This is a genomic window from Streptomyces sp. ADI96-02 (genome assembly GCF_003846185.1).
In the GTDB taxonomy this organism is placed as follows: Bacteria; Actinomycetota; Actinomycetes; order Streptomycetales; family Streptomycetaceae; genus Streptomyces.
The window spans coordinates 5,145,322-5,170,674 of the sequence record NZ_ML123034.1 but is presented as its reverse complement, the minus strand read 5'-3'; the positions used below and the strand labels follow the sequence as shown (position 1 = coordinate 5,170,674).

Here is a 25,353-nt window from a genome sequence, read left to right as displayed (position 1 = left end):
CGGGCGGTCGCCGCTCAGTCGGCGGCGATGGCGGGCGCGGGGACCTCAGGGGTCCCACCGCTCCCGCGGTCCTCTGCGGGAGGCCGCTGCGTGCGCAGCTCCACGATGGCGGCCTCGAAGTCTTCCAGGGAATCGAACGCCCGGTAGACGGACGCGAAGCGCAGGTACGCGACGAGGTCGAGCTCCTGCAGGGGGCCGAGTATGGCCAGGCCCACGTCGTGGGTGGTCAGCTCGGCGCTGCCGGTGGCGCGCACCGCCTCCTCGACCCGCTGGCCGAGTTTGGCGAGAGCGTCCTCCGTGACCGGCCGCCCCTGGCATGCCTTGCGGACGCCGGAGATGACCTTGGTACGACTGAAGGGTTCGGTCACGCCGCTGCGCTTGACCACCATCAGCGAGCAGGTCTCCACCGTGGTGAAGCGGCGGGAGCAGTCGGGGCACTGCCGGCGACGGCGGATCGACGTTCCGTCATCGGTGGTGCGACTGTCGACGACCCGGCTGTCGGGGTGCCTGCAGAAGGGGCAGTGCATAGTTCCAACCCTCCTTCGCAGCACGACTGAATAGCCTCTTCAGGCCCTTCACGGGCCCTCGGAAGCAGTCCCCAGCATAGGCGATGCCCGTCTCCGGCTGAACCGGGGACCACAACCTCTGGGTGGCGGGAACAATCCAACCACTAGATCTAGGGTTTGCCCGCGTTTTCGGCCCCAGCGCGTGTCGCACCCGGCGGTAACCGCAGGGCGCTTCGCAGGAGTCCGGGACAGCCACGAGAGTACGGGAGGCGCGCGGACACCCGGAGAGCGGGGCTCCGGATGAAAGACTGGCGACGCCCGAGGCGGAACCCGGACGGGAAGCCACCGCGCCGACCCCTGCGGGGGCGAAAGGAGCGGGGCCCGCTCCGCTCTCTGCCGCATACACCTCATCGAGGAAGAGCGGCAGTCCTTTATTCGTTTTTCACTCGAACGTGTGTTTGGCGCAACCTTTCGAAAGCTACTACCGTTGTCCAGCCAGGGAGAACATTCGAGAGGGGCCGACGTGACCACCACCGCAGACAGCGCCACCATCACCGCCCGGGACCACCGCTCCCAGAGCCGACTTGAGCCGGTGCATGCCATGAATGACTCAGTCACGAACACGGACGGGCCCGAGCCCGCGCGCCCCGGGCGGTCGATGCCCGGAAGGCCGCCAGGCATCCGGGCCGACAGCTCGGGGCTGACCGACCGGCAACGGCGGGTCATCGAGGTCATCCGCGACTCCGTACAGCGCCGGGGATACCCGCCGTCCATGCGGGAGATCGGTCAGGCGGTGGGCCTGTCCAGCACGTCGTCCGTGGCCCATCAGCTGATGGCCCTGGAGCGCAAGGGCTTCCTGCGGCGCGACCCGCACCGGCCCCGCGCCTACGAGGTACGAGGCTCCGACCAGCCCAGCACCCAGCCGACCGACACGACGGGCAAGCCCGCCGCCTCCTACGTCCCCCTGGTGGGCCGGATCGCGGCCGGCGGACCGATCCTGGCCGAGGAGTCGGTCGAGGACGTCTTCCCGCTCCCGCGCCAGCTCGTCGGCGACGGTGAGCTGTTCGTTCTGAAGGTGGTCGGCGACTCGATGATCGAGGCCGCCATCTGCGACGGCGACTGGGTCACGGTGCGTCGGCAGCCCGTCGCGGAGAACGGTGACATCGTCGCCGCCATGCTGGACGGCGAGGCGACGGTCAAGCGCTTCCGCCGCGAGGACGGTCACGTCTGGCTGCTCCCGCACAACGCGGCCTACCAGCCCATTCCCGGGGACGAGGCGACCATCCTCGGCAAGGTGGTGGCCGTCCTGCGCCGCGTGTGAGCCGCGTGTGAAGAGAGCGGCCGTCGGCTCCGGGCCCCGGGATCCATGACCTCGATCCCGGGGCTCTGCCGTGCCGCCAGGAGGCCAGGGCCCCTGGACCCGCCGCCCCCCTTCAGCTACGCGCCCTCCTCCTTGGCTCAGTCACGCGCCCTCCTCCTTGGCCCGGGCGTCGATGGCCGCGAGCGAGCGCCGTGCCTGGTTGCGGTCCGTCGTGTACCAGAAGTCCGGCAGCGAGGCGCGCAGATAGCTCCCGTACCGGGCGTTGGCCAGGCGCGGGTCCAGCACGGCGACGACGCCCTTGTCCCCCGTGGCCCGCACCAGACGGCCCGCCCCCTGGGCCATCAGCAGTGCCGCATGGGTCGCCGCCACCGCCATGAAGCCGTTGCCACCCGCTTCCTCCACGGCCTTCTGCCGTGCGCTCATCAGCGGATCGTCGGGCCGGGGGAAGGGAATGCGGTCCATCACCACCAGCTGGCAGCTCGGCCCCGGCACGTCCACCCCCTGCCAGAGCGAGAGGGTGCCGAAGAGGCAGGTCTCCGGATCGGCGGCGAAGTTCTTGATGAGCTCGCCGAGGGTCTCCTCGCCCTGGAGCAGGATCGGCTTGTCCAGCCGCTCCCGCAGCTCCTCCGCCGCCGCCTTGGCCGCGCGCATCGAGGAGAACAGCCCCAGTGTGCGTCCGCCCGCCGCCTCCACCAGCTCCGCGAGCTCGTCGAGCATGTCCGTACGGGAACCCTCGCGTCCCGGGGTGGCCAGATGCCGGGCGACGTACAGGATGCCCTGCTTCGGATAGTCGAACGGCGATCCGACGTCCAGGCCCTTCCACTGCGGGACGTCCTCCCCCGCGAAACCCTCGGGCGCCAGCCCCAGCGAGGCGCCCACCCCGTTGAAGTCGCCGCCGAGCTTCAGCGTGGCCGAGGTCAGGACCACGGACCGCTCCGCGAAGAGCTTCTCGCGCAGCAGCCCCGACACGGAGAGCGGAGCCACGCGCACGGACGCGCCGAACCGCTCGTGCTGCTCGTACCAGACGACGTCGTACTCCGAGCCCTGGGCGATGCGCTCGGCCACGGCGTGGATCGACTCGACGGAGGCCAGGGCCTGCTTGCGTACGGCGTCCTCGTCCTGGACCGACTTGTCCCGGGTGGCCCCCATCGCGGAGACCACCGTACGGGCCGCGTCGCGGAGCGCCGCCAGCGCGTACCCCAGGTCCTCCGGGACCTCCTCCAGCCGGCCCGGGAGCGCCAGCTCCATCACCCGCTCGAACCCCTCCGCGGCGGTCTGCAACGCGTCGGCGGCCTTCTCGTTGACCAGCTTCGCCGCCCGGCGGACCGCGCGGTTGACCTGGGCGGGGGTGAGCTCGCCGGTGGCCACGCCGGTGACCCGGGAGACCAGCTCGTGGGCCTCGTCCACGATGAGCACCTCGTGCGGCGGCAGCACCGGCGCGCCCTCGATGGCGTCGATGGCGAGCAGAGCGTGGTTGGTGACCACGACATCGGCGAGCTTGGCGCGCTCGCGGGCCGCCTCCGCGAAGCACTCGGCCCCGTAGGCGCACTTCGTCGCGCCCAGGCACTCCCGCGAGGACACGGAGATCTGCGCCCAGGCCCGGTCGGAGACTCCGGGGGTGAGATCGTCCCGGTCGCCGGTCTCCGTGTCGCTCGACCAGTCCCGCATCCGCAGCAGGTCCTGGCCGAGCCGGCTCGACGGCGCCGCCGCCTCGAACTGGTCGAACAGGCCCTCCTCCTCGTCCTGCGGCACCCCTTCGTGGAGCCGGTGCAGGCAGAGGTAGTTCGACCGGCCCTTGAGCATGGCGAACTGCGGCCTCCGGCGCAGCAGCGGATGCAGCGACTCGACCGTGCGCGGCAGGTCCCGCTCCACGAGCTGGCGCTGGAGGGCGAGGGTGGCCGTGGCCACGACGACCCGCTCCCCGTGCGCGAGCGCGGGCACCAGGTAGCCGAGGGACTTGCCCGTGCCGGTACCGGCCTGCACGAGCAGGTGGGATTGGTTGTCGACGGCCTCGGCGACGGCCTCGGCCATGGCGGCCTGGCCGGGCCTTTCCGTACCGCCGACGGCGGTGACGGCGGCGTGGAGGAGCTCGGGGAGGGATGGCTTCGTCATAGCCCGACCACCCTACGGCGCGCCACTGACAACGGCGATCACTCCCGGACGGGTGCGGATGGATGCAGCGGGTTGGGCACGGTGCCGTGGACGGCGGCGTGCGGACGGCTGGGGCGGTCCCGGTAACCGTCCACGAGCAGGCGGTTGCGGTTCAGGCAGAGCCGTTCGATCTCGGGCGTCAGCATGTCGAACATCTCGAACCGCTCCTTCAGCTCGGGGAAGCGGGCGTGGTGGCGCAGGATCTCCGCCCGGACGAGTGACCAGAACACGTCCTCGGGCACACCCAGCTGTTCCTCGCACAGCGGTGAGAGATAGCGGAAGACGCCGACGAACAGCCCGGAGTGGATGAACTGCGTCAGGAAGGACGGTTCCTCGGTGAGCAGGACGGCCCGCACGTCCTCCGGCATGGCGGCGAGCTCCGGCAGCGGGCGGGCGCTGACGTTGACGTCGTCCACGAAGTCCTTGATCGCGAGGCGTACGGGGACGTCGTGTTCGTCGAAGACCACGATCGCGTTCTCGCCGTGCGGGGAGAAGACGGTGCCGTAGCGGTACAGGAAGTGCAGCAGCGGCGGCAGCAGGGCGGAGAAGAGCCGGGTCAGCCAGGCCGCCGGGGCCAGCCCGGAGCGCTCGACGAGTTCGGCCGTGAAGGCACGGCCCGCCGGGTCGGTGTGCAGGAGCGAGGCGAGCGTACGGGCCCGTTCGCCCGGCATCAGACGCGGCGGCAGCGGCTCCCGCCAGATCGCGCCGAGGAGCTCTCTGTATTGGTAGGGCACCTCGGGAAGGTGGTCGTAGAGCGGGTGCTCGACGGCGACGGAGGCGACCTCGCCGAGCAGGACAACCCGGCAGGTGTCCCGGAGGAACGGGTCGTCCGCGCAGAGGCCCTGGACCCAGGCGGTGACGGCGGGGGCGGCCAGGGTGCGTTCGGTGGGCAGCCCGCGCCAGACGAGGGTGTTGAGGATCGAGAGCGGCAGCTTCACCGTGTGCCGGTCGGGTCGTCGCACGTTGGCGAACGTGCGGATGGACTGCTGGGGCAGCCGCGCGTCGCCGTCCGCGTGCAGGGCCACGATGTCGCCCGCCGCGATGGCCGGGGCGAAGAGCGGAACGATCCATTCGTCCCACTGCCAGGGATGCACGGGGAGGTAGAGGTAGTCCTGCGGGTCGAGCCCCGCGTCGCGCAGTCCGGATGCGAACGAGGCGCGTACGGAGGGGTCGAGCTCCTCGTCGTAGAGGCGGTCGGGTGCGGTGAGGCGGCCCACTCCCCGGTACTGCGCGATGCGGTGGCTCACGGCTATCCAGGGCAGCCGTAGCGGGGTGCGGGTCTCGGGGGTGAAGCGGGCCGCGTCGGCGGCGGAGAAGCCGACCCGCCCCTTGCTGGCGACCAGCCAGGGATGGCCGGTCTGGTGCCCTTCGAGCTCGGCGTAGTCCAGTGCGGCCAGCCGGTCGGCGGTGAGGGCGGTGTGGTCCAGCCGGGCGTCCGCGGCGAGCGTGGCGGTCAGCTCGCGGATGAGGTGGCCCAGGGTGGCGCCGTCGAGCCCGAGGAGGTCGCGCGCCCGGGTCAGGAACCGCAGCGGGTCGCGGAACGGCTCGGCCGGGGCCGTCGATCCGTTGGCGGAGCCGGTGGCCGGTCGCCGGCTCACCTCGATCGAGTCGGGGTCCACGCGCCAACTGCCGTAGACGCCGCGGCGGGCGGCGAAGCCGAGTTCGGCTCCGTCGTCGAGCGTCAGGGTGTGGAGCCGGGCGTCCTCAGGCCGACGCACCGGTTCGATGACTTCCTCGTAGGCGAACTCGCCGAGCATCTTGGCGAGCAGCCGGGCCGCGGCGCGGTCCCAGGCCGGCCGGTTCAGCTCCGGAGGGCTGCTCAGGCGCTGGATTTCGGCTGTGTCATGGCTCGCGGGATATGTCGGCACGGGGACTCCTCCGGGTGGGACCGATGGGGTTCGAGCGGTGGCATGGGCAGAGCGAAGAGTTCACAGCTGATCACGGTGCGTTCGGTCGCGGATCATCAGGGCGGCCCGCTTGTCGGGCAGGTCGACTTCCGCGGAGAAGCGAAAGCCCGCACTCAGGAAGGCGGCCACGGAAGGGGTGTTGCGCAGGTCCGGCTCGGCGACGACCCGCCCGCAGCGCGGAAGGTTGTCCAGGACGAGGTCGGCGACGGCGCGGAGCAGGGTGGTGCCCACGCCCCGGCCCCGGTTGTCCACGCCCCCGATGAGGAGGTGGACCCCGGTGTCGTTGGGGCGGGCGGGATAGTGGCGGGCCAGCGGGTCGAGGTCGGCGCGGTAGATCTCCCAGTAGCTCATGGGGGTGCCGTCGAGCACTCCGAGGCAGGGAATGCTGCGGCCGTCTCCTTCGAGCTGTGGCCTCAGGTGGTCGGCGGTGACGGCCTCGGGTCCCGCGAGCTCCCAGAAGGCGGCGACCGCCGGATCGTTCATCCACCGGCTGAGCAGGGGGAGATCGCGCTCCAGCCGTACCGGTGCCAGCCGGAACGCCCCGGCGTCGGTGGCGGCGGACGGCCAGAGGGCCGGGTCCCCGAGCAGTTCCCCGGCGGACCGGGACCGGGGCGTCGCCGCGCCCCGGTCCTCGGCGATCAGGGTGAGGAGTTCCTCGGTGAGGCGCAGGTCGAGGGTGTCCTCGACAGCGCTGCCGGACGGGGCGGCGCGGCCCGGATCGGCGGGACCGGCGCCGGGCCCCGTGGACGCGTCGTCGGGAGGCACGGTGGCGCTCTCCTCTCAGAGGTGTGCGGGCGGGGCGCTCAGGCGTGCAGCGGGTTGGCGATGCTGACGTAGACGGACTGGGTGTCGACGGGGCCGACGAGTTCGTCGAGTCCGTGCAGCCGGGTCAGCAGGTTGGCCTTGCAGCGCAGGTGTCGGTGGTCCAGGAGGTAGGCGGGCAGCGGGGAGCCCTGGTGCGCGGCTGCGGTGAGGAACCGGCGGAACTCGGTGACGAGGTCCTGTTCGTCGGCGAGGCGCTGGGCCCCGAACGCGCCGATCAGGCCGAGGACGTTGTTGATGCCGAGGTAGTAGGCGAAGCGCTCGTCGGTGACCGGGTCGGAGACGAAGGTGTCGCTGACCTTCCCGATGCCGGGCAGCCGCTGGTCCAGTTCGGCGTGGCGGGAGGTGCGGAAGTAGTAGCCCTGGTTGTCCCGGTAGCGCCCGCCGGCGGGCCAGCCGTCCGGGTCGAGGAGCACCAGGGTGTTCTGCTGGTGGGCTTCGAGCGCGACACCGGCGTGGGCGTCGAGCCAGAGCACCGGGGCGACGACGCTGTCGAGATAGCGCCGGAACCACTCCGCCGAGACGGCCGCGGTGGTCCGGCCGGTCCGCGCCGTGAGCCGTTCGACGCACTCGGCGAGCCGGGAGCGCATCGGCGCGCGCCCGGGGCGGGGTCGCAGGGCGGTCAGTCCGGCGATGCAGACGGCGTCGTCGCCCGAGGCGAACGGGTTCTGACGCAGGATCACGTCGAGGCCCCTGACGGGCACGCCTTCGGGGTCGTCCACGGCGAGCCAGGCGGGGTCGCGGACGATGTCGAAGCCGGGGTGTTCGCGCTGCCAGCGATCGGCCAGGCCGGTGGAGAGCAGACGGTGGACCTCGACGCCCCGGTGGAGCTCCTTGCGCAGGTTCTCGCGGCGGGAGTTGGTGATGCGGACGCCGAGGGAGAGCTTCAGCATCACCCGTGCGCCGGGCCGGTGGACGGTGCGGATGGAGGAGGTGGGGTGCCAGCGCTCGCCGTGGGGGCCGAGGTCGTGCAGGAGGCCCGTCTCCCGGAGGGCCATCACCTGGGGGCGGCGCAGCAGTTCGGCGGCCTGCCAGGGGTGCAGGGGAAGGGCGGCGGTGCCCGGGGGCGTGCGCAGGCCCTCGGTGTGCGGGGTGAGGAGTTCTTCGGCGGTGGCCGGTGCGCCGTCGGTCCAGGCGGAGTCGGCGGCCAGCAGCGAACGGTCCACCGCGAACCAGTGCAGCGGGAACGCGCCGTGCAGTTCGGGCGAGTAGAGGCGCGACTCCGAATCCGACAGCCCCTCACGGCTCTTGGGGGTGGGGTGGAGCGGGTGGCCGAGCAGGAGGGACTGCTCGGCGGTGAGGAAGAGGTCGGACTCCGGTGGGTCGGCGGGATGGCGTCGTCGGTGTTCGACGAAGTCGGCGGTGCGGCGTACGGAGTCGGCGACGCGGGCCACCAGGTCGGCGGCTCCGTCGCGGTCGCCCTCGCGGCCGATGAGCGTCGCGACGGTGACGGCGTCGGCGGGCGGGGCGTCCGCCGGTACGCCTTCCAGCACCGGCACGCCGAAGCGGTGATGGCCGGTGGCGGACCAGTAGTGCACGGGGACGAGCAGGGCGGTGCCGGTGGCGGGGAAGGGGATGCGCAGGGTGGGGCCGTCGGGCCGGGGCAGGTCGTTCTCCCGGGCCCAGCAGCGCAGGAGGCTTTCGGCGCCCGCGCTGTCGGCGGCCCTCGCGGGGTCCGGGTGGTCGAGCGGGTCGGGCGTCCGCGCCGCGTGCTGGTCGGCGGGCGCGGTGGCCGCGGCGTGCGCCGGAGCGTGCGGGACGCAGCCGTGCGCGGCCTTCTGCCGGGGCACGGTCGTCGCCTCGACCGTGCCGGGGACGGCCGGTCCGTCCTGCCCTCGGTGCTGGGGGGTGCCGGGGCCGTCGGCCTCGGGCGCGGGGGTGGGGTTCACGGCGGTCTTCCTTGTGGGGTTCCGGGGGTCAGGTGCTGAGCGCCGCCGCGCCGCGACGGTGCGGCGACCGCTCCGCGGCGGCCAGGGCGTCGGCGAGGCGGTCGACGACGGCGGTCGCCTGCTCGTCGGTGAGGGTGAGCGGGGGCAGGAGGCGGACCACAGCGCCGTGGCGACCGCCGAGTTCGACGATGAGGCCGCGGTCCAGGCACTCCCGCTGGACGGCGCGGGCGAGGAACGGGTCCGGCGGCGGAGCCGGCGCCGGGTCGTCGGCCTCGGCGGGCAGGGGCGCGGCCTCGGGATCCACGAGCTCCAGGCCGATCATCAGTCCGCGCCCCCGTACGTCGCCGATCCCCGGATGGTCGGCGCGCAGATCCCGCAGTCGGGCGAGCATCCGGGCACCGAGGACCGCCGCACGCTCCGCCAGTCCGTTCTCCCTGACGTACGCCAGGGTGGCCGCGCCCGCCGCCATGGCGAGCTGGTTCCCCCGAAACGTACCCGCGTGCGCGCCCGGCTGCCAGAGGTCCAGTTCGGAGCGGTAGACGATGACCGCGAGGGGGAGCGATCCGCCGATGGCTTTGGACAGGACCATGACGTCGGGCACGATGCCGCTGTGCTCGACGGCCCAGAAGGCCCCGGTCCTGCCGACACCCGTCTGCACCTCGTCGGCGATCAGCGGGATGGAGCGGTCCCGGGTGATCCGTCGCATGCGGCGCAGCCAGCCGTCCGGCGCGGGATTGACGCCGCCCTCGCCCTGGACGGGCTCCAGGATCATCCCGGCCGGGGCCGGCACGCCGCCCTTCTCGTCGTCCAGCAGGTGCTCCGTCCAGCGGGCGGCGAGGGCCGCGCCGCGCTCGCCGCCCGTTCCGAACGGGCAGCGGTAGTCCTGCGGGTAGGGCAGCCGGGTCACCCGGACGTCGGTCGCGCCGCCGGAGGCTTCCAGCGCTCCGGCCGTCATGCCGTGGTACGCGCCGGTGAAGGTCAGCAGACCGCTGCGGCCCGTCGCGGCGCGGACGAGCTTGAACGCCGCCTCGACCGCGTCCGTTCCGGCCGGTCCGCAGAACTGGACGCGCGCGTCGTCGGCGAGTTCTCTGGGCAGCGTGGCGAACAGCTCAGTGGTGAAGGCGTCCTTGACCGGGGTGGCCAGGTCGAGGACGTGCAGCGGCGCGCCGGAGTCGATGACCTTCCGGATCGCTTCGAGCACGACGGGGTGGTTGTGCCCCAGCGCCAGGGTGCCCGCGCCGGACAGGCAGTCCAGGTAGCGCCGGCCGTCCGCGCCCTCGATGGTGAGCCCGCGGGCCCGTACCGGCACGATCGGCAGGGACCGCGCATACGTGCGGGCGGCCGATTCGCGCAGTGACTGGCGGCGCAGGATGCCCTCGTGCGCGGAGGGCGGTGCCACCGGAGCGGGTTCGGTCACGGCCACGGCTGTTGGTCCTCCTGCGGTAGCGGTCGCGTTGCACGGCGGTGCGTTCTGGGCGCGGGCGGAGTGCTCGGCTGAACGTCGTCCCGGTGTCCCCCGTACGTACCAACGACGTCGACGGCGAGGGAACACGGGTGCGCCGGAAGATCCTCGCGCGCGGAACTGCGGGCCCGCCGCTCGCCGTCCCTGCGGCACCGGCGGGGTCGGGGGCCGGGCCGAGGATGCCGGACACCCTGGTCAGGCGCACGGGTCCGACGCCGCGGCCCCGAGCAGTACCGAGCAGTACCGAGTCACGACGTCCCAGGGGATTAGACGGGCCGGTGGGGCCGAAACTCCGGTGCCGCCGGGACTCGGCGGCGAGGCTGCCGGCGTGCGACGGGACGGGGACGGGACCGCTGCGCATCCCGCGAGGTCGCTGCACGGGCGCCTCGCACGCCGAAGGCCCGGCCCCTCGGTCGGAGGATGCTGTTGGTCAATTCGGGCCTGGTTGCTTCGCCCCGTCGTTATGCGGCGGGGCGGAGTGCTGTCAAGGGGCTGGTGCGGGTGCGGGCTCTTGGTGTGCCGGTGAGCCAGGCGTTTATGCGGATGAGGTTGACGGCGGCGCCGGTGAGCTGGTGCTGGAGACTGGTCTTCGCCAGGCCGCGGTAGCGGGTTCTGCGCAGGCCGCAGGCGTTCACTGCTTGGGAGATGGTGCCTTCAACGCCGGCACGGATCTTATAGCGGTCCTTCCACCCGTCGGTCGCCTGGAGCTTTCGCGCCTGCTGGAGTGCTTCATATTCGTCGCGGGGTCGGAGGTTGGTCTCCCGCCGCCGAGGCTTGGCGGAGTTGACGCATTCCCGCAGCTGGGGACAGGCGCCGCAGTCGGCCGGAGAGAACCGAACCCGGATGGTCGCCAGCCCCTCCTCGGAGGTGCGCTGGGCCCCTTGCGTACTGACGACGCCGTTCGGGCACGTCACGTGCTGGTTGTCCCAGGCGATGGTGAACGCGTCCTGGCAGGTCTTTTGGGTCCCGGCGGGCCACCTCCCCGTCAACCAGGTGGAAGTACCTCACCCACCCCTGCCGCAGCACCTCGACTTCCGGCAGTTCCCGCAGGCCCGGTGGCCCGTCCTACGCCCAGACGCTCCGCAGCAGGTGCATGCCGTCGTCGCCGACCCGCCGATACGTCTGGTCCCGGCGAGACCGGTCCTTGGGGAAACGGGAGTCCTCGTCCCGGGTGGCGTAGTGCTTGAACCATTCCGGCCGGGCGCACGCGCTCAGCCAGCCCGGCTCGGCCAGAGCTACGGCATTCAGCGCGGAGCGCAGGGTTTCCGCGACCAGTTCCAGCTGGTTCAGCCCGCGCACCGCGGACAGCACGTGGGTGGAGTCGGTCCGTGCCCGCCCCCGGGCGGTGATCAGTCCCTGTCGCCGGGCGGCAGCCAGGACCGTGTCCAGGATCTCCCGGCCGCCGTCGGCTCCGACGAGCCGGTCCCGGAACTCCGAGAGCACCGAGTAGTCGAATGGCGAACTGCTCGTCGCTAGACAACGACCCCAGTTCGTCCCGCACCCGCATCGCCAGGCTTCCCTTTGGGAACGCGGCCCGCGCCACCCGAACCGTCTCCGCCGGAATCTCCCCAGACCCCTTCGGCTGCATCGACATCCGCACCCACCCCACACGACAACGTCGGCCTACAAGACCACAACCGGGTCTTGAAGGCCGACGTCACGCACAGGCCCGAATCGACCAACAGCGTCCCTCGGTCGGAGGGGGCCGGGCCTTCGGTCCGTGCGGTGGCTGTGCGGACGGACGGTCCTCAGTGCGCCGCGGGGACGAACACCGCGAGCTCCGCGGCCAGTTCCTCGTGGACGCGCGCCTGGAGGAGCGTGCCGTCGGCGGTGTGCTCCTCCGACAGGACCTCGCCCTCGGCGTGCACCCGGGAGACGAGCGCCCCCTGGATGTACGGCACGAGCGCCTCGATCTCGACGGATGGACGGGGCAGCTCGGCGTCGATGAGCGCCAGCAGCTCGTCCATGCCCGCACCGGTCCGGGCCGACACGGCGATGGCGTGCCTCTCGTTGCGCAGCAGGCGCTGAAGGACCAGCGGGTCCGCCGCGTCCGCCTTGTTGACCACCACGATCTCGCGCACGTCGACCGCGCCGACGTCCCGGATCACCTCGCGCACGGCGGCCAGCTGCTCCTCCGGCACCGGGTGGGAGCCGTCCACCACGTGCAGGATGAGATCGGACTCGCCGACCTCCTCCATGGTGGAGCGGAACGCCTCGACGAGGTGGTGGGGCAGGTGCCGGACGAATCCGACGGTGTCGGCCAGGGTGTAGACGCGACCGCTCGGCGTTTCGGCCCGGCGCACGGTCGGGTCCAGAGTGGCGAACAGGGCGTTCTCCACGAGGACTCCGGCCCCGGTCAGGCGGTTGAGCAGCGACGACTTGCCCGCGTTGGTGTATCCGGCGATGGCGACGGAGGGCACCTTGTTGCGCTTGCGCTCCTGCCGCTTGATCTCGCGGCCGGTCTTCATCTCCGCGATCTCCCGGCGCATCTTCGCCATCTTCTCGCGGATCCGTCGCCGGTCCGTCTCGATCTTGGTCTCACCGGGTCCGCGGGTGGCCATGCCGCCCCCGCCGCTGGAACCGCCGCCGCCCATCTGACGGGAGAGCGACTGGCCCCAGCCGCGCAGCCTAGGCAGCATGTACTGCATCTGGGCCAGCGAGACCTGCGCCTTGCCCTCACGGGACTTGGCGTGCTGGGCGAAGATGTCGAGGATCAGCGCGGTCCGGTCGACCACCTTGACCTTGACGACGTCTTCCAGGTGGATCAGCTGGCCCGGACTGAGCTCACCGTCGCACACCACGGTGTCCGCCCCGGATTCCAGGACAATGTCGCGCAGCTCCAGCGCCTTGCCCGAGCCGATGTAGGTGGCCGGGTCCGGCTTGTCGCGCCGCTGGTAGACGGCGTCGAGCACCTGGGCGCCCGCCGTCTCGGCGAGTGCGGCGAGCTCCGCGAGGGAGATCTCCGCGTCGTGCACCGTCCCCGAGGTCCAGACGCCGACCAGCACGACGCGCTCCAGGCGCAGCTGCCGGTACTCGACCTCCGTGACGTCTTCGAGTTCGGTGGAGAGACCCGCCACGCGCCGCAGCGCCGCACGCTCGGAGCGGTCCAGCTGGTCGCCGTCCCGCGCTCCGTCGATCTCGTGGCTCCAGGCGACGTCCTCTTCCATCAGGGCGTCGGCCCGAAGGCCGTCGGTGAGACTCTCGGTGACGTTCTCCGTGGCGCTCTGCGCGTCGTGCGCGTCCTGGGGAAGGGAAGAAGAGGAGGTCATTGGATCCTTACGTCGATAGAAGTCCGATACGTCAGTCACAACGTGTGATCTGCCCGGATGATTCCCTGCCGGGAACGTCCGGTGCGGGCCGCCGCGCCGACGCGTCGATAGTGGCACGGTCCGGCGGGGCCCGTCACGCGGTTTCCCGGCCGTCGAGGGCCTGCGGCGCCTCCGCTCCCCCGCGCCAGTCGGGGTGGCCGGGCATCGGCGGGGTCTTCTCCGCGTACAGCCAGCCGTCGAAGAAGTCGCCGAGGTCCCGGCCCGCCATCGTGGACGCCAGCCGGACGAAGTCGGCGGTGGTCGCCGAACCGTCCCGGTGCAGCCGCACCCAGAGACGCTCCAGCCGGTCGAAGGCCGCCTCGCCGATCTCCTGGCGCAGCGCGTAGAGCACCAGCGCGGACCCGTCGTAGACGACCGGGCGGAACAGGCTGATCTTCTGCCCCGGGGCCGGGGCGTGCGGGTAGGCCGGAGGGCCGCCGTCCGCGCGCCAGCCGTCGGAGCGGGCGTACGCCTCGCGCATCCGCCGCTCCAGCGTGCCGCCTCCGTGCTCCTGCGCGTACCGGGCCTCGTACCAGGTGGCGTGTCCCTCGTTGAGCCACAGATCGGACCAGGCGGCGGGCGAGACGCTGTCGCCGAACCACTGGTGGGCCAGTTCGTGGACCATGACCGAGTCGACGTACCACTCGGGGTATCCGCCGGTGAAGAGGGACTTCTCGAAGAGCGAGAGCGTCTGGGTCTCCAGCTCGAACCCGGTCTCGGCGTCGGCGATGAGCAGCCCGTACGTCTCGAAGGGGTAGCGGCCGACCTGCCGTTCCATCCAGGTCATCTGGTCGGGCGTCTTGACGAGCCAGGGTTCCAGCTCCGTACGGTCGGCGGTGGGCACGACGTCGCGCAGCGGGAGTCCGCGGGGGCCGGAGCGCTCCAGGACGGTGGAGCGGCCGATGGAGACCTGGGCCAGCTCGGTGGCCATGGGGTGCTCGGTCCGGTACGTCCAGGTGGTCGTGGCCCCGTGGCGGGTGCGGCCGGCGGGGAGTCCGTTCGCCACCGCGGTCAGCTTCGCGGGAGCGGTGATCCGGAAGGTGAAGTACGCCTTGTCCGAAGGATGGTCGTCGGCCGGGAAGACGCGGTGGGCCGCGTCGGCCTGGTTGGCGAGGGCGAGGCCGTCTGCGGTGCGGACCCAGCCTCCGTCGTCCGGGTCCCCGGCCGGGTCGCTGGTGTGCCGGACGGTGATGTGCAGCGGCGCTCCGGGGCGGAGCCGGCGGGGCGGCTGGACGATCAGGTCCTCGTGCTTGCCGGCGAAGTCGGCGGCCACCCCGTCGACCTCGACGGAGCGGACGCGGCCCTTGGCGAAGTCCAGGTTGATGCGGTCCAGGGGCTCGGTGACACGGGCGGTGATCTTCGTGACGGCGTTCAGGGGCTTCGTGTTGTCGCCGCCGTAGGCGAGGGCGATGTCGTACGCGAGGACGTCGTAGCCGGGATTGCCGAGCTCCGGGAAGAGCCGGTCGCCGATGCCGAGGGGTTCGGGGTCGGGCAGGGCGGCGGCGACGAGGGCGAGCGAGGCGGCGGCCAGCAGCGCGGCGCGCCGTCGGCGGGAGGTGAGCGGCATGGACTACCGCTATCAGCGCGCGGCACGTCCGGCGTCGGTGGCGCGCGCCGCGCCACCCGAACGGGCTCACGGAGCGGGCGGGGCGTGCCGGGTCAGCCGGCGGCGGCCGGGTGCTGGGCGCGGCTGACGTCGTAGACCCCGGCGACCTCGCGCATCGCGCGCATCAGGGCGGGCAGCCCGGCGGCGTCGGGGAGTTGGAGGGTGTAGGTGTGCCGGACGCGCTGTTCACTGGGCGGCTCGACGTTCGCGGAGACGATCGCCGCGTCGGCGGTCGCGATCGCCTCGGTGAGGTCGGCGAGCAGCCGGGGCCGTCCGAAGGACTCGGCGACGAGCGTGACCCGGCAGGCGGCCGTGTCGCTCCAGCCGTCCTCGTCGTCCCGCCATCGGGCGGCGACCGGTGCGCGGCCGGTGTCGCGCATGCGGGCCACGGCGGCGCACTCCCGGCGGTGCACGGTGACGGCTCCGCCGCGGACGGGGAAGCCGACGACGTCGTCGGGGGGTACCGGGGTGCAGCAGCCGGCCAGGCGCACGGGGGCCTCAGGGCCGTCGACCAGGACGTTCGCGGCGCGTGCGCCGGACCGGGAGCGGGGCGGGGCGGGGACCGGCGCGGCACCGGCGGAGCGCCGGCCGCGGTCGCCCGGTTCCGCGCCGGGCTCGTGGTCGGGGTGGTCGGTGAGCCAGCCGGTGATCGCGATCCGGGCGGCGGGGGTGCGGGCGTGGTCCAGCCAGTCGGGCGAGGGGCCCGAGGCGGTGTCCTGGGCGAGCAGGAGCTGCACGGTGTCGCCGTCGCTGAGCTGGGTGCCGAGGGTGGCGAGGCGGCCGTTGACCCGGGCCCCGATGCAGGTGTGCGCCCGGTCGCCGTACTGCGCGTAGGCGGCGTCCACGCAGCTCGCCCCGGCGGGCAGCCCGAGGGTTCCGCCGTCGGTGCGGAAGACGGTGATCTCGCGGTCCTGGGCGAGGTCGGCGCGGAGCGTGGTCCAGAAGGTGTCCGGGTCGGTGGCGGACTGCTGCCAGTCCAGCAGCCGGGAGAGCCAGCCGGGTCGGGTGGGGTCGGCGCGTTCGCCGTCGGAGGGTTCGGTCTGCTGGGCGGCGGCGTCGTGCGCGTACGGATTGCCGAGGGCGACGACGCCCGCCTCGGCGACCTTGTGCATCCGGTGCGTGCGGATGAGGACTTCGGCCACCGCGCCGTCGGGTCCGACGACAGCGGTGTGCAGGGACTGGTACAGGTTGAACTTGGGCGCGGCGATGAAGTCCTTGAACTCGGAGACGACCGGCGTGAAGCAGGTGTGCAGTTCGCCGAGGACGGCGTAGCAGTCCGCGTCCTCGCCGACCAGGACGAGCAGCCGGCCGAAGTCGGTCGAGCGCAGCTCGCCGCGTTTCCTGCGGACCCGGTGCAGGGACACGAAGTGCCTTGGTCTGATGAGGACTTCGGCACTGATGTCCGCCTCGCGCAGGGTGTGGCGGACGCTGTCGGCGATGGCGGGCAGCGCGTCGTCGGCGCCGGAGGCGGCGGTCGACAGACGCCGTGTCTCCTCGTACGCGTCGGGGTGCAGGATGGCGAAGACCAGGTCCTCCAGCTCGGTCTTGAGCGCCTGTACGCCGAGCCGTTCGGCGAGCGGGATGAGCACGTCCCGGGTGACCTTGGCGATCCTGGCCTGCTTCTCGGGCCGCATCACGCCGAGGGTGCGCATGTTGTGCAGTCGGTCGGCGAGTTTGATCGACATGACCCGGACGTCGTTGCCGGTGGCGACGAGCATCTTGCGGAAGGTCTCGGGTTCGGCGGCGGCCCCGTAGTCGACCTTTTCGAGTTTGGTGACGCCGTCGACGAGGTAGCAGACCTCCTCGCCGAACTCCTCGCGCACCTGGTCGAGGGTCACCTCGGTGTCCTCGACGGTGTCGTGGAGGAGGGAGGCGGTCAGGGTGGTGGTCTCGGCGCCGAGTGCGGCGAGGATCAGCGTCACGGCCAGCGGGTGCGTGATGTACGGCTCGCCGCTCTTGCGCATCTGGCCGCGGTGCGAGGACTCCGCGAGGACGTAGGCCCGGTGCAGGATCGTCAGGTCGGCGTCCGGGTGGTGGGCGCGGTGCGCCTCGGCGACATGGCCGATCGCGGCGGGCAGGCGGTCGCGGGAGACCGGCCCGAGCAGCGCCACCCGGCCCAGTCTGCGGAGATCGATCCGGGGGCGGCTCCGCCTGCGCGGCGGGGCGGCGGGATCGGCTGCCTCTGCACTCATGGGGGCACCTCCGGCGACGTCGACCGGCGGTGGGGAGAGACGGATGCCTCTCCGGGCCGGTGCTTGATGCTACCGACCCCACCACGTGGCGCAGTCCGCCTCTCGCTCAGCGTGAAACGGATCACCCATTCGAGCGAAGCTCTAGCCGATCACTGTTTCGAGCCAGTCGGGGTCGACGACGCCCTCGGCGACGATCACGGCGGGGCCGGTCATGTCGATCTCCCCGTCCGGGTGCTCGGTGATGACCAGGACGCCCCCGGGCAGGTCCACCGTGTACGTGGCGGGGAGCCCGGTCACGGCGGGGTCGGCGCCGTCCCTGCGGGCCGCGGCGACGGCCACCGCGCACGCGCCGGTGCCGCAGGAGCGGGTCTCGCCGGAGCCCCGCTCGTGGACGCGCAGGGCCACGTGGCGCGGTCCGCGCTCGACCACGAACTCGACGTTCACGCCGTCGGGGTAGGCGCTCGCGGGGGTGACGGGAGGGGGCGCGAGCAGGTCTCCGGCGTGCGCCAGGTCGTCCACGAAGGCGACCGCGTGCGGATTGCCCATGTTGACGTGGCGGGCGGGCCAGCTGCGACCGCCGACGGTGACGGTGACGCCGTCCTCGGGGAACAGGGCGCGGCCCATGGAGACCGTGACGTCGCCGTTCTTCGCCAGATGCACGCGCTTGACGCCGCCCCGGGTGGCTACGGCGAGGTCCCCGTCGCCGACGAGGCCGGCACGCTGGAGGTAGCGGGCGAAGACGCGCACGCCGTTGCCGCACATCTCGGCGATCGAGCCGTCGGCGTTGCGGTAGTCCATGAACCACTCGGCCTCGGCCGCCTGCTCGCGGGCCTCGGGGTGGGCCGCCGACCGGACGACGTGCAGCAGGCCGTCCGCGCCGATGCCGGCGCGGCGGTCGCAGAGCCGCGCCACCACGGACGCGGGCAGCGCGAGGGCGTTGTCCGGGTCGGGGACGATCACGAAGTCGTTCTCGGTGCCGTGACCCTTGAGGAAGGCGATCTGCGAGGTGCTCACAGGGCCACTGTACGAGGCTCCGCCGACACCGTGCGAGGTCGGGACCCCGGCATCGGCCGGACGGGCCGCGGGCCCTCGGCGGCGCTCAGCGCAGCCGGGCGACGCGCCAGACGGCGAGGGCGACCAGGCCGACGCCCACGGCGGCGTACAGGGCGATCACGCGCCAGTCGGGGCGCTCGCCCGAGCCGCGGGCGGGGAGGCCGGGCCAGGTGTGGCCGACGCGGCGGGCCGCCATCATGCCCCAGCCGGCCGCGCAGCAGCTGATCAGCAGCCCCAGCATGGCAACGACGGCTCCGCCGCCGCCGAACTCGAAGGCGAGCGGGAAGGCGAACATCAGGGAGCCGAGCGCCGCCAGCATGACGATGGGCGCGAGCTGCCAGATCCGGAGCCTGCGGGCGGGACGGAGCTCGACCTCGACCTCCTGGGCCACCGGCTGCTCATCGGGGCCGTCGGGGCTCAGCCGCCCGGCGAGGTGCCGTGTCGGCAGGGCGTCCTGCTCTGTGTCGCGCTGCTCCGTGTCGCGAGGGCCGGCCTCCATCGCCACGCGCCCTCCCAACTCGGACTCCACTGACGGATCGATGCTCGATGATGGCACGCCCGGGGGCGCCGAATTGACGGGCAGGGCGTCCCGATGCCATCACGTGATCAGGCTGTGACCGCCCGTTCGACCAACGCCAGCGCCCGGTGCGGGAGTTCCGCCCGGTCACGGTGCCCGCCGCCGAGCCATCGGACGCGCGGGTCGCGGCGGAACCAGGACTCCTGCCGGCGTGCGAAGCGCTTGGTGGCGCGGACGGTCTCGGCGCGCGCCTCGGCCTCGGTGCACTCCCCCGCGAGCGCCGCCAGGATCTGCTGGTAGCCAAGGGCCCGGGAGGCGGTGAGGCCCTCGCGCAGCCCGGCCGCCTCCAGGTCGCGGACCTCGTCGACCAGGCCGTCCTCCCACATCCGGTCGACGCGCCGGGCGATGCGTTCGTCCAGTTCGGGGCGGTCGACGCCGACGCCGATCTGCACGGCGTCGTAGACGGGTTCCTCGCCGGGGAGGTTGGCGGTGAAGGGTTTGCCGGTGATCTCGATGACTTCGAGCGCCCGTACGATCCGGCGGCCGTTGCCCGCCAGGATGGAGCGGGCGGCGTCCGGGTCGGCGGCGGCGAGCCGGGCGTGCAGCGCGCCGGGGCCCCGCTCCGCCAGTTCCTGTTCGAGTGCGGCGCGCACCTCGGGGTCGGTGCCGGGGAACTCCAGGGCGTCGACGGCGCCCTTCACGTACAGCCCGGAGCCGCCGACCAGGACGGGCGTGCGTCCCTCGGCGAGCAGCCGGTCGATCTCCCGCCGGGCGAGGCGCTGGTACTCGGCGACGCTGGCGGCCTCGGTGACGTCCCAGATGTCCAGCAGTCGGTGCGGCACGCCGTCGCGCTCGGCGACGGTGAGCTTCGCCGTCCCGATGTCCATCCCCCGGTAGAGCTGCATGGAGTCGGCGTTGATCACCTCGCCGCCGAGCCGCTGGGCGAGGAACACGCCCAGATCGGACTTTCCGGCCGCGGTGGGGCCGACGACGGTGATGACACGCGGTGCGGGAACAGGAGGGGTCACGGGCACAGTCTCCCAAAGCGCCGGAACGTTCCCGAACGGGATGCGACCGGATTCCCGGCGGAGCGGTCGTCGACGGCGTCACGCGTGGCCCCGGATGCCCGGCGGAGCGGTCGTCGCGAACATTTACGCGTCGCCCGGCCGACGCGTAAAAGCGGCGGGAGCGGACAGGTGACGCACAATGGACGCGGGGAGAGCCCTCTCCCGACAGTCCTCACCGCACGGAAGGTGACCCATGGGGTTCCTGGACAACCTGAAGGCCAAGCTGGCACCGGCCAAGGACAAGGTCGGAGACCTCGCGCAGCAGCACGGGGGCAAGATCGAGCAGGGCCTGGACAGGGCCGCGCGCACGGTCGACCAGAAGACCAAGGGCAAATACAGCGACAAGATCGGCACCGGGACGCGCAAGGCCAAGGACGCCGTCGACCGGCTCGGTCACCGGGACGGGGGCACCACCCCTCCGCCGCCTCCGGCCTCCCCGGGAGGCACGCCTCCCCCGCCGCCCGCGCCGGGAAACACGCCCCCGCCGCCTCCCTCCCACTGATCCGCGTGACGGCACCGACGGCGGTGACCGGGCTCCGTGCCGGTCACCGCCGTCCGCCGTCTCACGACCAGGCGGCGACGGTGTAGCCGACCCCGTACGGGGCGTCCTCGTACAGCAGCCGGCTGCCGAGACCGGCCCCCCGCGCGGCACCGGCCAGAAGCTGCCAGGGGGCGCGGCCGGCCGCCTTCAGCTCGTACGCGAGGGTCGCGTCCAGGGCGGCCAGGGCGTCGAGGTCCGCGGAGCCGAGCGCGGCGGTGGCCTCCGCGTCGAACGCGGCGGCCCGCTCGTCGAGGTAGCCGGGCGCCTTGAGCGAGCGGCAGGCGCTGCCGTCGCCCATCACCAGGAGCGCCACCCGGTCGGCACGGGCGGCGGTCTCCTGCCCGGCCCGTACGCAGTCGGCAGCGGACAGGCGTTCCGGCAGCGCGAGCCCTTCGACCGGGGCGTTCGCCCAGCGGGCCCGCTCCAGCAGCCACCCGGCCACGGCGAGGGAGGCCGGCAGCGGCCGGTGCTCCGGGTCGGCCGGGCCGCCCTCGGCGGGCGGGCCCAGCGTGACGTCGAGGGCGACGCCGAACCCGCGGAAGGAGCCGGTCGTTCCCGCCGGATAGGCGCCGGCGCGGTCGTCGTCGGCCGGTGCGACCACGATCAGCAGGTCGGGGCGCGCGGCGGCGAGCACGCCCAGCGCGTCCAGGCACGCGGCCCGTGCGCGGTCGAGCTCGGGCGCGGCTCCGGCGGCGACCTCGGGCACCAGGAGCGGCGGGCAGGGGCACACGGCGGCGGCGGCAAGCATGCCGGTCAGCGTACTTGCCGGTAGGCCGCGAGTCCGCCGTCAGGGGTGCGCGGCCGGCGAGGGGCGAGCAGCCGCCGGCCTCCGGGTCGGACGGCTGAGGCCCACCGGGCGCCCCGCACCCAACGGCCCGGTCGTGCCGTCCCGTCCCGTCGCGCGGCCCGGTCGCCGCGCGGTCACGGCCCGGTCGCCGCGCGGGAGGTCAGTCGCGTCGCCGTCCCGTCCCGTCGCGCGGTCGCGCCGCGCGACGGGACGTCAGTCGCGTCCGCAGCCCGTCGCCGCGACGGCCGGCAGAGGGGCCGGGGCGCCGATGCCGGGCAGGCCGAGCATCACGCCGGCGGGCTTGGCGGCGGCTGCCGTGTTGCGCTTCGCCCAGGCGTCGCCCGCGCGGGTGGACCGCACGGCGAGCGGCGTGCCCTCGGCGAGCAGGTGGTGCGGGGCGGCGTAGGTGATGTCCACGGTCACCACGTCGCCGGGGCGCACGTCCTGCTCGGGCTTGGTGAAGTGGACGAGGCGGTTGTCGGGCGCGCGCCCGGAGAGCCGGTGGGTCGCGCCGTCCTTCCGGCCCTCGCCCTCGGCGACCATGATCTCCAGGGTGCGGCCGACCTGTTTCTTGTTCTCCTCCCAGGAGATCTCCTCCTGGAGGGCGGACAGCCGCATGTACCGCTCCTGGACGACCTCCTTCGGGACCTGCCCGTCCATGTCGGCGGCCGGGGTGCCGGGGCGCTTGGAGTACTGGAAGGTGAAGGCGTTGGCGAAACGGGCCTCGCGGACCGCGTGCATCGTCTGCTGGAAGTCCTCCTCGGTCTCGCCGGGGAAGCCGACGATGATGTCGGTGGAGATGGCGGCGTCGGGCATCGCGGCGCGCACCTTCGTGATGATCCCTAGGAAGCGTTCCTGCCGGTAGGAGCGGCGCATCGCCTTCAGGACCCGGTCCGATCCGGACTGCATCGGCATGTGGAGCTGCGGCATCACGTTCGGCGTCTCGGCCATGGCGGCGATGACGTCGTCGGTGAAGTCGCGGGGGTGCGGGGAGGTGAAGCGGACCCGCTCCAGTCCCTCGATTCGCCCGCAGGCGCGCAGCAGCTTGGAGAACGCCTCGCGGTCGCCGATGTCGGAGCCGTACGCGTTGACGTTCTGGCCGAGCAGGGTGATCTCGGACACCCCTTCGGCGACCAGGGCCTCGATCTCGGCCAGGATGTCGCCGGTGCGGCGGTCCTTCTCCTTCCCGCGCAGGGCGGGGACGATGCAGAAGGTGCAGGTGTTGTTGCAGCCCACGGAGATGGAGACCCACGCGGCGTAGGCGGACTCGCGGCGGGTGGGCAGCGTGGAGGGGAACGCCTCCAGGGACTCGGCGATCTCGATCTGCGCCTCGTCCTGGATCCGGGCGCGCTCCAGCAGCACGGGGAGTTTGCCGATGTTGTGCGTGCCGAAGACGACGTCCACCCAGGGGGCGCGCCGCACGATGGTGTCGCGGTCCTTCTGCGCGAGGCAGCCGCCGACGGCGATCTGCATGCCGGGGCGCTTCGTCTTCATCGGGGCGAGCCGGCCGAGGTTGCCGTACAGCTTGTTGTCGGCGTTCTCGCGCACCGCGCAGGTGTTGAAGACGACGACGTCGGCGTCGCCGTCGGCCCCTTCGGGGGCGCGGACGTATCCGGCGTCCTCCAGGAGACCCGACAGCCGTTCGGAGTCGTGGACGTTCATCTGGCACCCGTAGGTGCGCACCTCGTAGCTCTTCTTGACGTCCACTGCTTCGCTCCGGTTGCCGCTGCTCATGGGACAAGGGTAGGCGGTGGGCGACCGCGTCCCTCCCGTGCCCGGCCCGCCCTGCCGGACGGCCCTGGCCAGCGGGGCGGCCAGCTGGCAGGATCGCGCGCATGCCCCACGCTCTGTCCCGGTTCGGCCGACGACGCTCCCTTCAGGCGGGCGCCGTGCTCGCGGTCGTCCTCGGCCTGCTGGCGTGGTGGCTGAAGCCCCTGGGGGAACGGGCCCCGAGCGGCTCGCTGACCTTCTCCACGGGCGTCCCGACCGGCGTCTACCAGCGCTACGGGGAGCGGCTGGAGGACGCGCTGGCCCGGGACATGCCGAGAGTGTCGATAAGGCTGCGGACCAGTGAGGGCTCGCAGCAGAACCTCGCGCGGGTGGCGGCCGGAGAGGCCGACTTCACCATCGCCACCGCCGACGCCGTGGCCACCTATCTGCGGGCCGGCAAGCCGGGCGCCGAGCGGCTGCGGGGCTGTGTGCGGCTCTACGACGACTACGTACAGCTGGTCGTGCCCCGCGGCGCCGGCATCGAGAGCGTCGCCGACCTGCGGGGCAAGCGGGTCGGGGTGGGCCAGGAGGGCTCCGGGGTGCGGCTCGTCGCGGACCGGCTGATGACCGCCGCGGGCATCGATCCGACAGGCGGCGTCACCGCGGTGTCGGCCGGTATCGACACCATGCCGGACCGGCTGGTCGACGGCGAGATCGACGCCTTCTTCTGGTCCGGCGGCCTGCCGACCGGGGCCGTGCAGGCGCTGTCGGAGCGGTTCGCCATCCGGCTGGTCCCGCTGGACGACGCGTTGATCGCGAAGGTGCAGGCGGCCGGCGGGTCCACGCGCTACTACCGCTCGGCCGTGATGCCGGCGGACGCCTACCTCGACGCCCAGCAGGGCGAGTCGATCGCGACGGTCGCGGTCGCCAATCTGCTCGTCACCACCGACCGTACGGATCCGGCCATGACGGAGGCGTTCACCCGGACCGTGATCAACAGCCGGGACCGGATCGGCCGCGAGGTGCACGCGGCCCAGCTGGTGGATCTGCGGACGGCCATCTACACCGACCCGCTGGACGTGCACGAAGGGGCGAAGAGGTACTACCGGTCGGTCAAGCCCTGACCGGCTTCGCGCGGTACGCGGAGGGTGACGCGCAGGCCGTGCGGTTCGTGCTGCGCGTACGCGATCGAGCCGCCGCCCGCGGCCAGCAGGACCCGTGAGATGGAGAGGCCGAGGCCGGATCCGCTCACGTTCTGGTGGCGGGTGCTGCGCCAGAAGCGGTCGCCGACGCGCTCCAGCTCCTGTTCGGTGAGGCCGGGGCCGCGGTCCGCGACCACGACGGCCACCGCGGCGGCGTCGGCGGAGACGGTGACGCGCACGTCCTGTCCGGGCGGTGTGAACTTCAGCGCGTTGTCGATGACGGCGTCGAGGGCGCTGGAGAGCGCTATGGGGTCGGCCCACGCGGTGGCGGCCGGAGCCCCGTCCAGGACGAGGGCCACACCCTTGCCGTCCGCCATCGGACGCCAGGAGGCCACGCGCTCGGCGGTGAGTGGCACGATGTCGACCAGTTGGAGGTCGGCCTCGGCGTGCTCGGCGAGCGCCAGGTCGAGGAGGTCGTCCAGGACCCGGGCCAGCCGTTTGCCCTCGGTGCGCACGGCGGCGATCTCCTCGTTGCCGTCCGGCAGCTCCAGGGCGAGCAGTTCGATGCGCAGCAGGAGGGCGGCCAGCGGGTTGCGCAGTTGGTGCGAGGCGTCGGCGACGAAGGCCCGCTGCTGTTCCAGCACGTCCTCGACGTTGTCGGCCATCTCGTTGAACGACACGGCGAGCCGGCGGAGCTCGGGCGGCCCGCCGGAGGCGGCGACCCGCGAGCGCATGCGGCCGACGGCGATGTCGTGGGCGGCGGCGTCCAGCGTCCTGACCGGCAGCAGCACCCAGCCGGTGAGCCGGAAGGCCGCGCCGACCGCGACCAGCATGGCCAGGGCCTCGCCGAGGGCGATCAGCAGCCAGGCGCGCAGGATCCGGGACCGCATGACGTCGGTCGGCGAGTCGATCACGACGACGGCGACGACGTCCCCGTCCCGCACGACGGGCGAGGCGACGACGACACGGCCGTCCTGCCACGGCCAGACCTGCGGCGGATCGTGCGAGCGGCGGCCGAGCAGCGCTTCCTTGAACGCCGTGCGCCCCTCGCCCTCCTCGGGCAGCATCCAGGAGTCGGGGGCCTTCGCCAGGGCGCGGTCGTCCCGGTAGAAGACGCCGGCCCGTATCCCGTACACGGAGGCGTAGACCTCCAGGTCTGTCTGGAGGGTGCGGTGGCGCTCGTCGTCGTCGGGCAGGGTGTCCGTGCCGGCCTGTGCGAGCGCGGCGAAGCGTGCGGTGTCGTCGATCCGGTCGATCACCAGGCTCTGCTGCTCGGCGGCGGCGACGCTCACGGCGAGCGGGAATCCGAGGGTCAGCAGGACGGCGGCCATCAGGACGATGAGCAGCGGAAGGAGGCGGGCGCGCACCGGAG

At 72.9% G+C, this 25,353-nt stretch carries 18 protein-coding genes and 1 pseudogene; 3 read left to right on the top strand and 16 right to left on the bottom strand.

What is annotated here, in order from left to right; genetic code table 11:
- Positions 1–14: 14 nt before the first annotated feature.
- The gene (gene nrdR / locus EES43_RS22835) at positions 15–527 is read right to left on the bottom strand and encodes a transcriptional regulator NrdR (RefSeq protein WP_124270437.1); all 513 of its coding nucleotides are present in this window, start codon (positions 525–527) and stop codon (positions 15–17) included.
- A 502-nt stretch (positions 528–1,029) separates the two neighbouring features.
- Between nrdR and lexA the strand changes: the two genes are divergently transcribed.
- Positions 1,030–1,827, top strand: a complete 798-nt coding sequence (gene lexA, locus EES43_RS22830; RefSeq protein ID WP_010072358.1) for a transcriptional repressor LexA — start codon at positions 1,030–1,032, stop codon at positions 1,825–1,827.
- Positions 1,828–1,968: 141 nt separating this feature from the next.
- On the opposite strand, the gene EES43_RS22825 is transcribed toward lexA, so the two are convergent.
- The 12 genes and pseudogenes from EES43_RS22825 to miaA form a co-directional block, all read right to left on the bottom strand.
- Complete coding sequence (locus tag EES43_RS22825) at positions 1,969–3,939, bottom strand: ATP-dependent DNA helicase (RefSeq protein ID WP_124270436.1); 1,971 nt, start codon at positions 3,937–3,939, stop codon at positions 1,969–1,971.
- Between the two features lie 38 nt (positions 3,940–3,977).
- Positions 3,978–5,846, bottom strand: a complete 1,869-nt coding sequence (locus EES43_RS22820) for an IucA/IucC family protein (protein WP_124270435.1) — start codon at positions 5,844–5,846, stop codon at positions 3,978–3,980.
- Positions 5,847–5,906: 60 nt separating this feature from the next.
- Complete coding sequence (locus tag EES43_RS22815) at positions 5,907–6,650, bottom strand: GNAT family N-acetyltransferase (protein WP_124270434.1); 744 nt, start codon at positions 6,648–6,650, stop codon at positions 5,907–5,909.
- Positions 6,651–6,688: 38 nt separating this feature from the next.
- A complete protein-coding gene (locus EES43_RS22810; protein WP_124270433.1) occupies positions 6,689–8,596 on the bottom strand; it encodes an IucA/IucC family protein in 1,908 nt (635 codons plus the stop codon).
- Between the two features lie 28 nt (positions 8,597–8,624).
- Positions 8,625–10,019: a diaminobutyrate--2-oxoglutarate transaminase family protein gene (locus EES43_RS22805; RefSeq protein WP_124270432.1), complete on the bottom strand. Its 1,395-nt coding sequence runs from the start codon at positions 10,017–10,019 to the stop codon at positions 8,625–8,627.
- 500 nt (positions 10,020–10,519) lie between these two features.
- Positions 10,520–11,652 (bottom strand): annotated as a pseudogene (locus tag EES43_RS22800) (transposase).
- Between the two features lie 154 nt (positions 11,653–11,806).
- Complete coding sequence (hflX, locus tag EES43_RS22795) at positions 11,807–13,327, bottom strand: GTPase HflX (RefSeq protein WP_124270431.1); 1,521 nt, start codon at positions 13,325–13,327, stop codon at positions 11,807–11,809.
- Between the two features lie 133 nt (positions 13,328–13,460).
- Positions 13,461–14,933, bottom strand: coding sequence for a M1 family metallopeptidase (locus tag EES43_RS22790; protein ID WP_124270430.1), 1,473 nt, complete (start codon positions 14,931–14,933; stop codon positions 13,461–13,463).
- 92 nt (positions 14,934–15,025) lie between these two features.
- Entirely contained in the window at positions 15,026–17,164 is a 2,139-nt protein-coding gene (locus EES43_RS22785; RefSeq protein ID WP_124270429.1) for a RelA/SpoT family protein, read from the bottom strand.
- A 141-nt stretch (positions 17,165–17,305) separates the two neighbouring features.
- On the bottom strand, positions 17,306–18,178 hold the full coding sequence (dapF, locus tag EES43_RS22780) for a diaminopimelate epimerase (protein ID WP_124270428.1): 873 nt from the start codon (positions 18,176–18,178) through the stop codon (positions 17,306–17,308).
- A gap of 85 nt (positions 18,179–18,263) precedes the next feature.
- Positions 18,264–18,716 carry a hypothetical protein gene (locus EES43_RS22775; protein ID WP_124272118.1) on the bottom strand — a complete coding sequence of 151 codons (453 nt, stop codon included), beginning with the start codon at positions 18,714–18,716 and terminating at the stop codon, positions 18,264–18,266.
- A gap of 107 nt (positions 18,717–18,823) precedes the next feature.
- The gene (gene miaA, locus EES43_RS22770; RefSeq protein WP_124270427.1) at positions 18,824–19,762 is read right to left on the bottom strand and encodes a tRNA (adenosine(37)-N6)-dimethylallyltransferase MiaA; all 939 of its coding nucleotides are present in this window, start codon (positions 19,760–19,762) and stop codon (positions 18,824–18,826) included.
- A gap of 232 nt (positions 19,763–19,994) precedes the next feature.
- Here miaA and EES43_RS22765 point away from each other — a divergent pair, with 232 nt between their 5' ends.
- Positions 19,995–20,303: an antitoxin gene (locus tag EES43_RS22765; protein ID WP_124270426.1), complete on the top strand. Its 309-nt coding sequence runs from the start codon at positions 19,995–19,997 to the stop codon at positions 20,301–20,303.
- 61 nt (positions 20,304–20,364) lie between these two features.
- On the opposite strand, the gene EES43_RS22760 is transcribed toward EES43_RS22765, so the two are convergent.
- Together EES43_RS22760 and miaB are read right to left on the bottom strand one after the other, a co-directional pair.
- Positions 20,365–21,090 carry a class III extradiol dioxygenase subunit B-like domain-containing protein gene (locus EES43_RS22760; RefSeq protein ID WP_124270425.1) on the bottom strand — a complete coding sequence of 242 codons (726 nt, stop codon included), beginning with the start codon at positions 21,088–21,090 and terminating at the stop codon, positions 20,365–20,367.
- A gap of 252 nt (positions 21,091–21,342) precedes the next feature.
- Positions 21,343–22,863 carry a tRNA (N6-isopentenyl adenosine(37)-C2)-methylthiotransferase MiaB gene (gene miaB / locus EES43_RS22755; RefSeq protein WP_206430105.1) on the bottom strand — a complete coding sequence of 507 codons (1,521 nt, stop codon included), beginning with the start codon at positions 22,861–22,863 and terminating at the stop codon, positions 21,343–21,345.
- Between the two features lie 101 nt (positions 22,864–22,964).
- Between miaB and EES43_RS22750 the strand changes: the two genes are divergently transcribed.
- Entirely contained in the window at positions 22,965–23,963 is a 999-nt protein-coding gene (locus EES43_RS22750; RefSeq protein WP_124270424.1) for a TAXI family TRAP transporter solute-binding subunit, read from the top strand.
- Here EES43_RS22750 and EES43_RS22745 read toward each other — a convergent pair.
- The gene (locus tag EES43_RS22745) at positions 23,942–25,348 is read right to left on the bottom strand and encodes a sensor histidine kinase (protein ID WP_124270423.1); all 1,407 of its coding nucleotides are present in this window, start codon (positions 25,346–25,348) and stop codon (positions 23,942–23,944) included. The genes EES43_RS22750 and EES43_RS22745 overlap by 22 nt on opposite strands.
- Positions 25,349–25,353 lie beyond the last annotated feature (5 nt).

Excerpts from the sequence above, each read along its gene's own strand:
- miaB (WP_206430105.1), bottom strand. The coding sequence starts at position 22,863 with ATGAGCAGCGGCAACCGGAGCGAAGCAGTGGACGTCAAGAAGAGCTAC.
- EES43_RS22765 (WP_124270426.1), top strand. The coding sequence starts at position 19,995 with ATGGGGTTCCTGGACAACCTGAAGGCCAAGCTGGCACCGGCCAAGGAC.
- EES43_RS22775 (WP_124272118.1), bottom strand. The coding sequence starts at position 18,716 with ATGGAGGCCGGCCCTCGCGACACGGAGCAGCGCGACACAGAGCAGGAC.
- EES43_RS22785 (WP_124270429.1), bottom strand. The coding sequence starts at position 17,164 with ATGAGTGCAGAGGCAGCCGATCCCGCCGCCCCGCCGCGCAGGCGGAGC.
- EES43_RS22760 (WP_124270425.1), bottom strand. The coding sequence starts at position 21,090 with ATGCTTGCCGCCGCCGCCGTGTGCCCCTGCCCGCCGCTCCTGGTGCCC.
- EES43_RS22825 (WP_124270436.1), bottom strand. The coding sequence starts at position 3,939 with ATGACGAAGCCATCCCTCCCCGAGCTCCTCCACGCCGCCGTCACCGCC.
- EES43_RS22750 (WP_124270424.1), top strand. The coding sequence starts at position 22,965 with ATGCCCCACGCTCTGTCCCGGTTCGGCCGACGACGCTCCCTTCAGGCG.
- hflX (WP_124270431.1), bottom strand. The coding sequence starts at position 13,327 with ATGACCTCCTCTTCTTCCCTTCCCCAGGACGCGCACGACGCGCAGAGC.
- EES43_RS22790 (WP_124270430.1), bottom strand. The coding sequence starts at position 14,933 with ATGCCGCTCACCTCCCGCCGACGGCGCGCCGCGCTGCTGGCCGCCGCC.
- nrdR (WP_124270437.1), bottom strand. The coding sequence starts at position 527 with ATGCACTGCCCCTTCTGCAGGCACCCCGACAGCCGGGTCGTCGACAGT.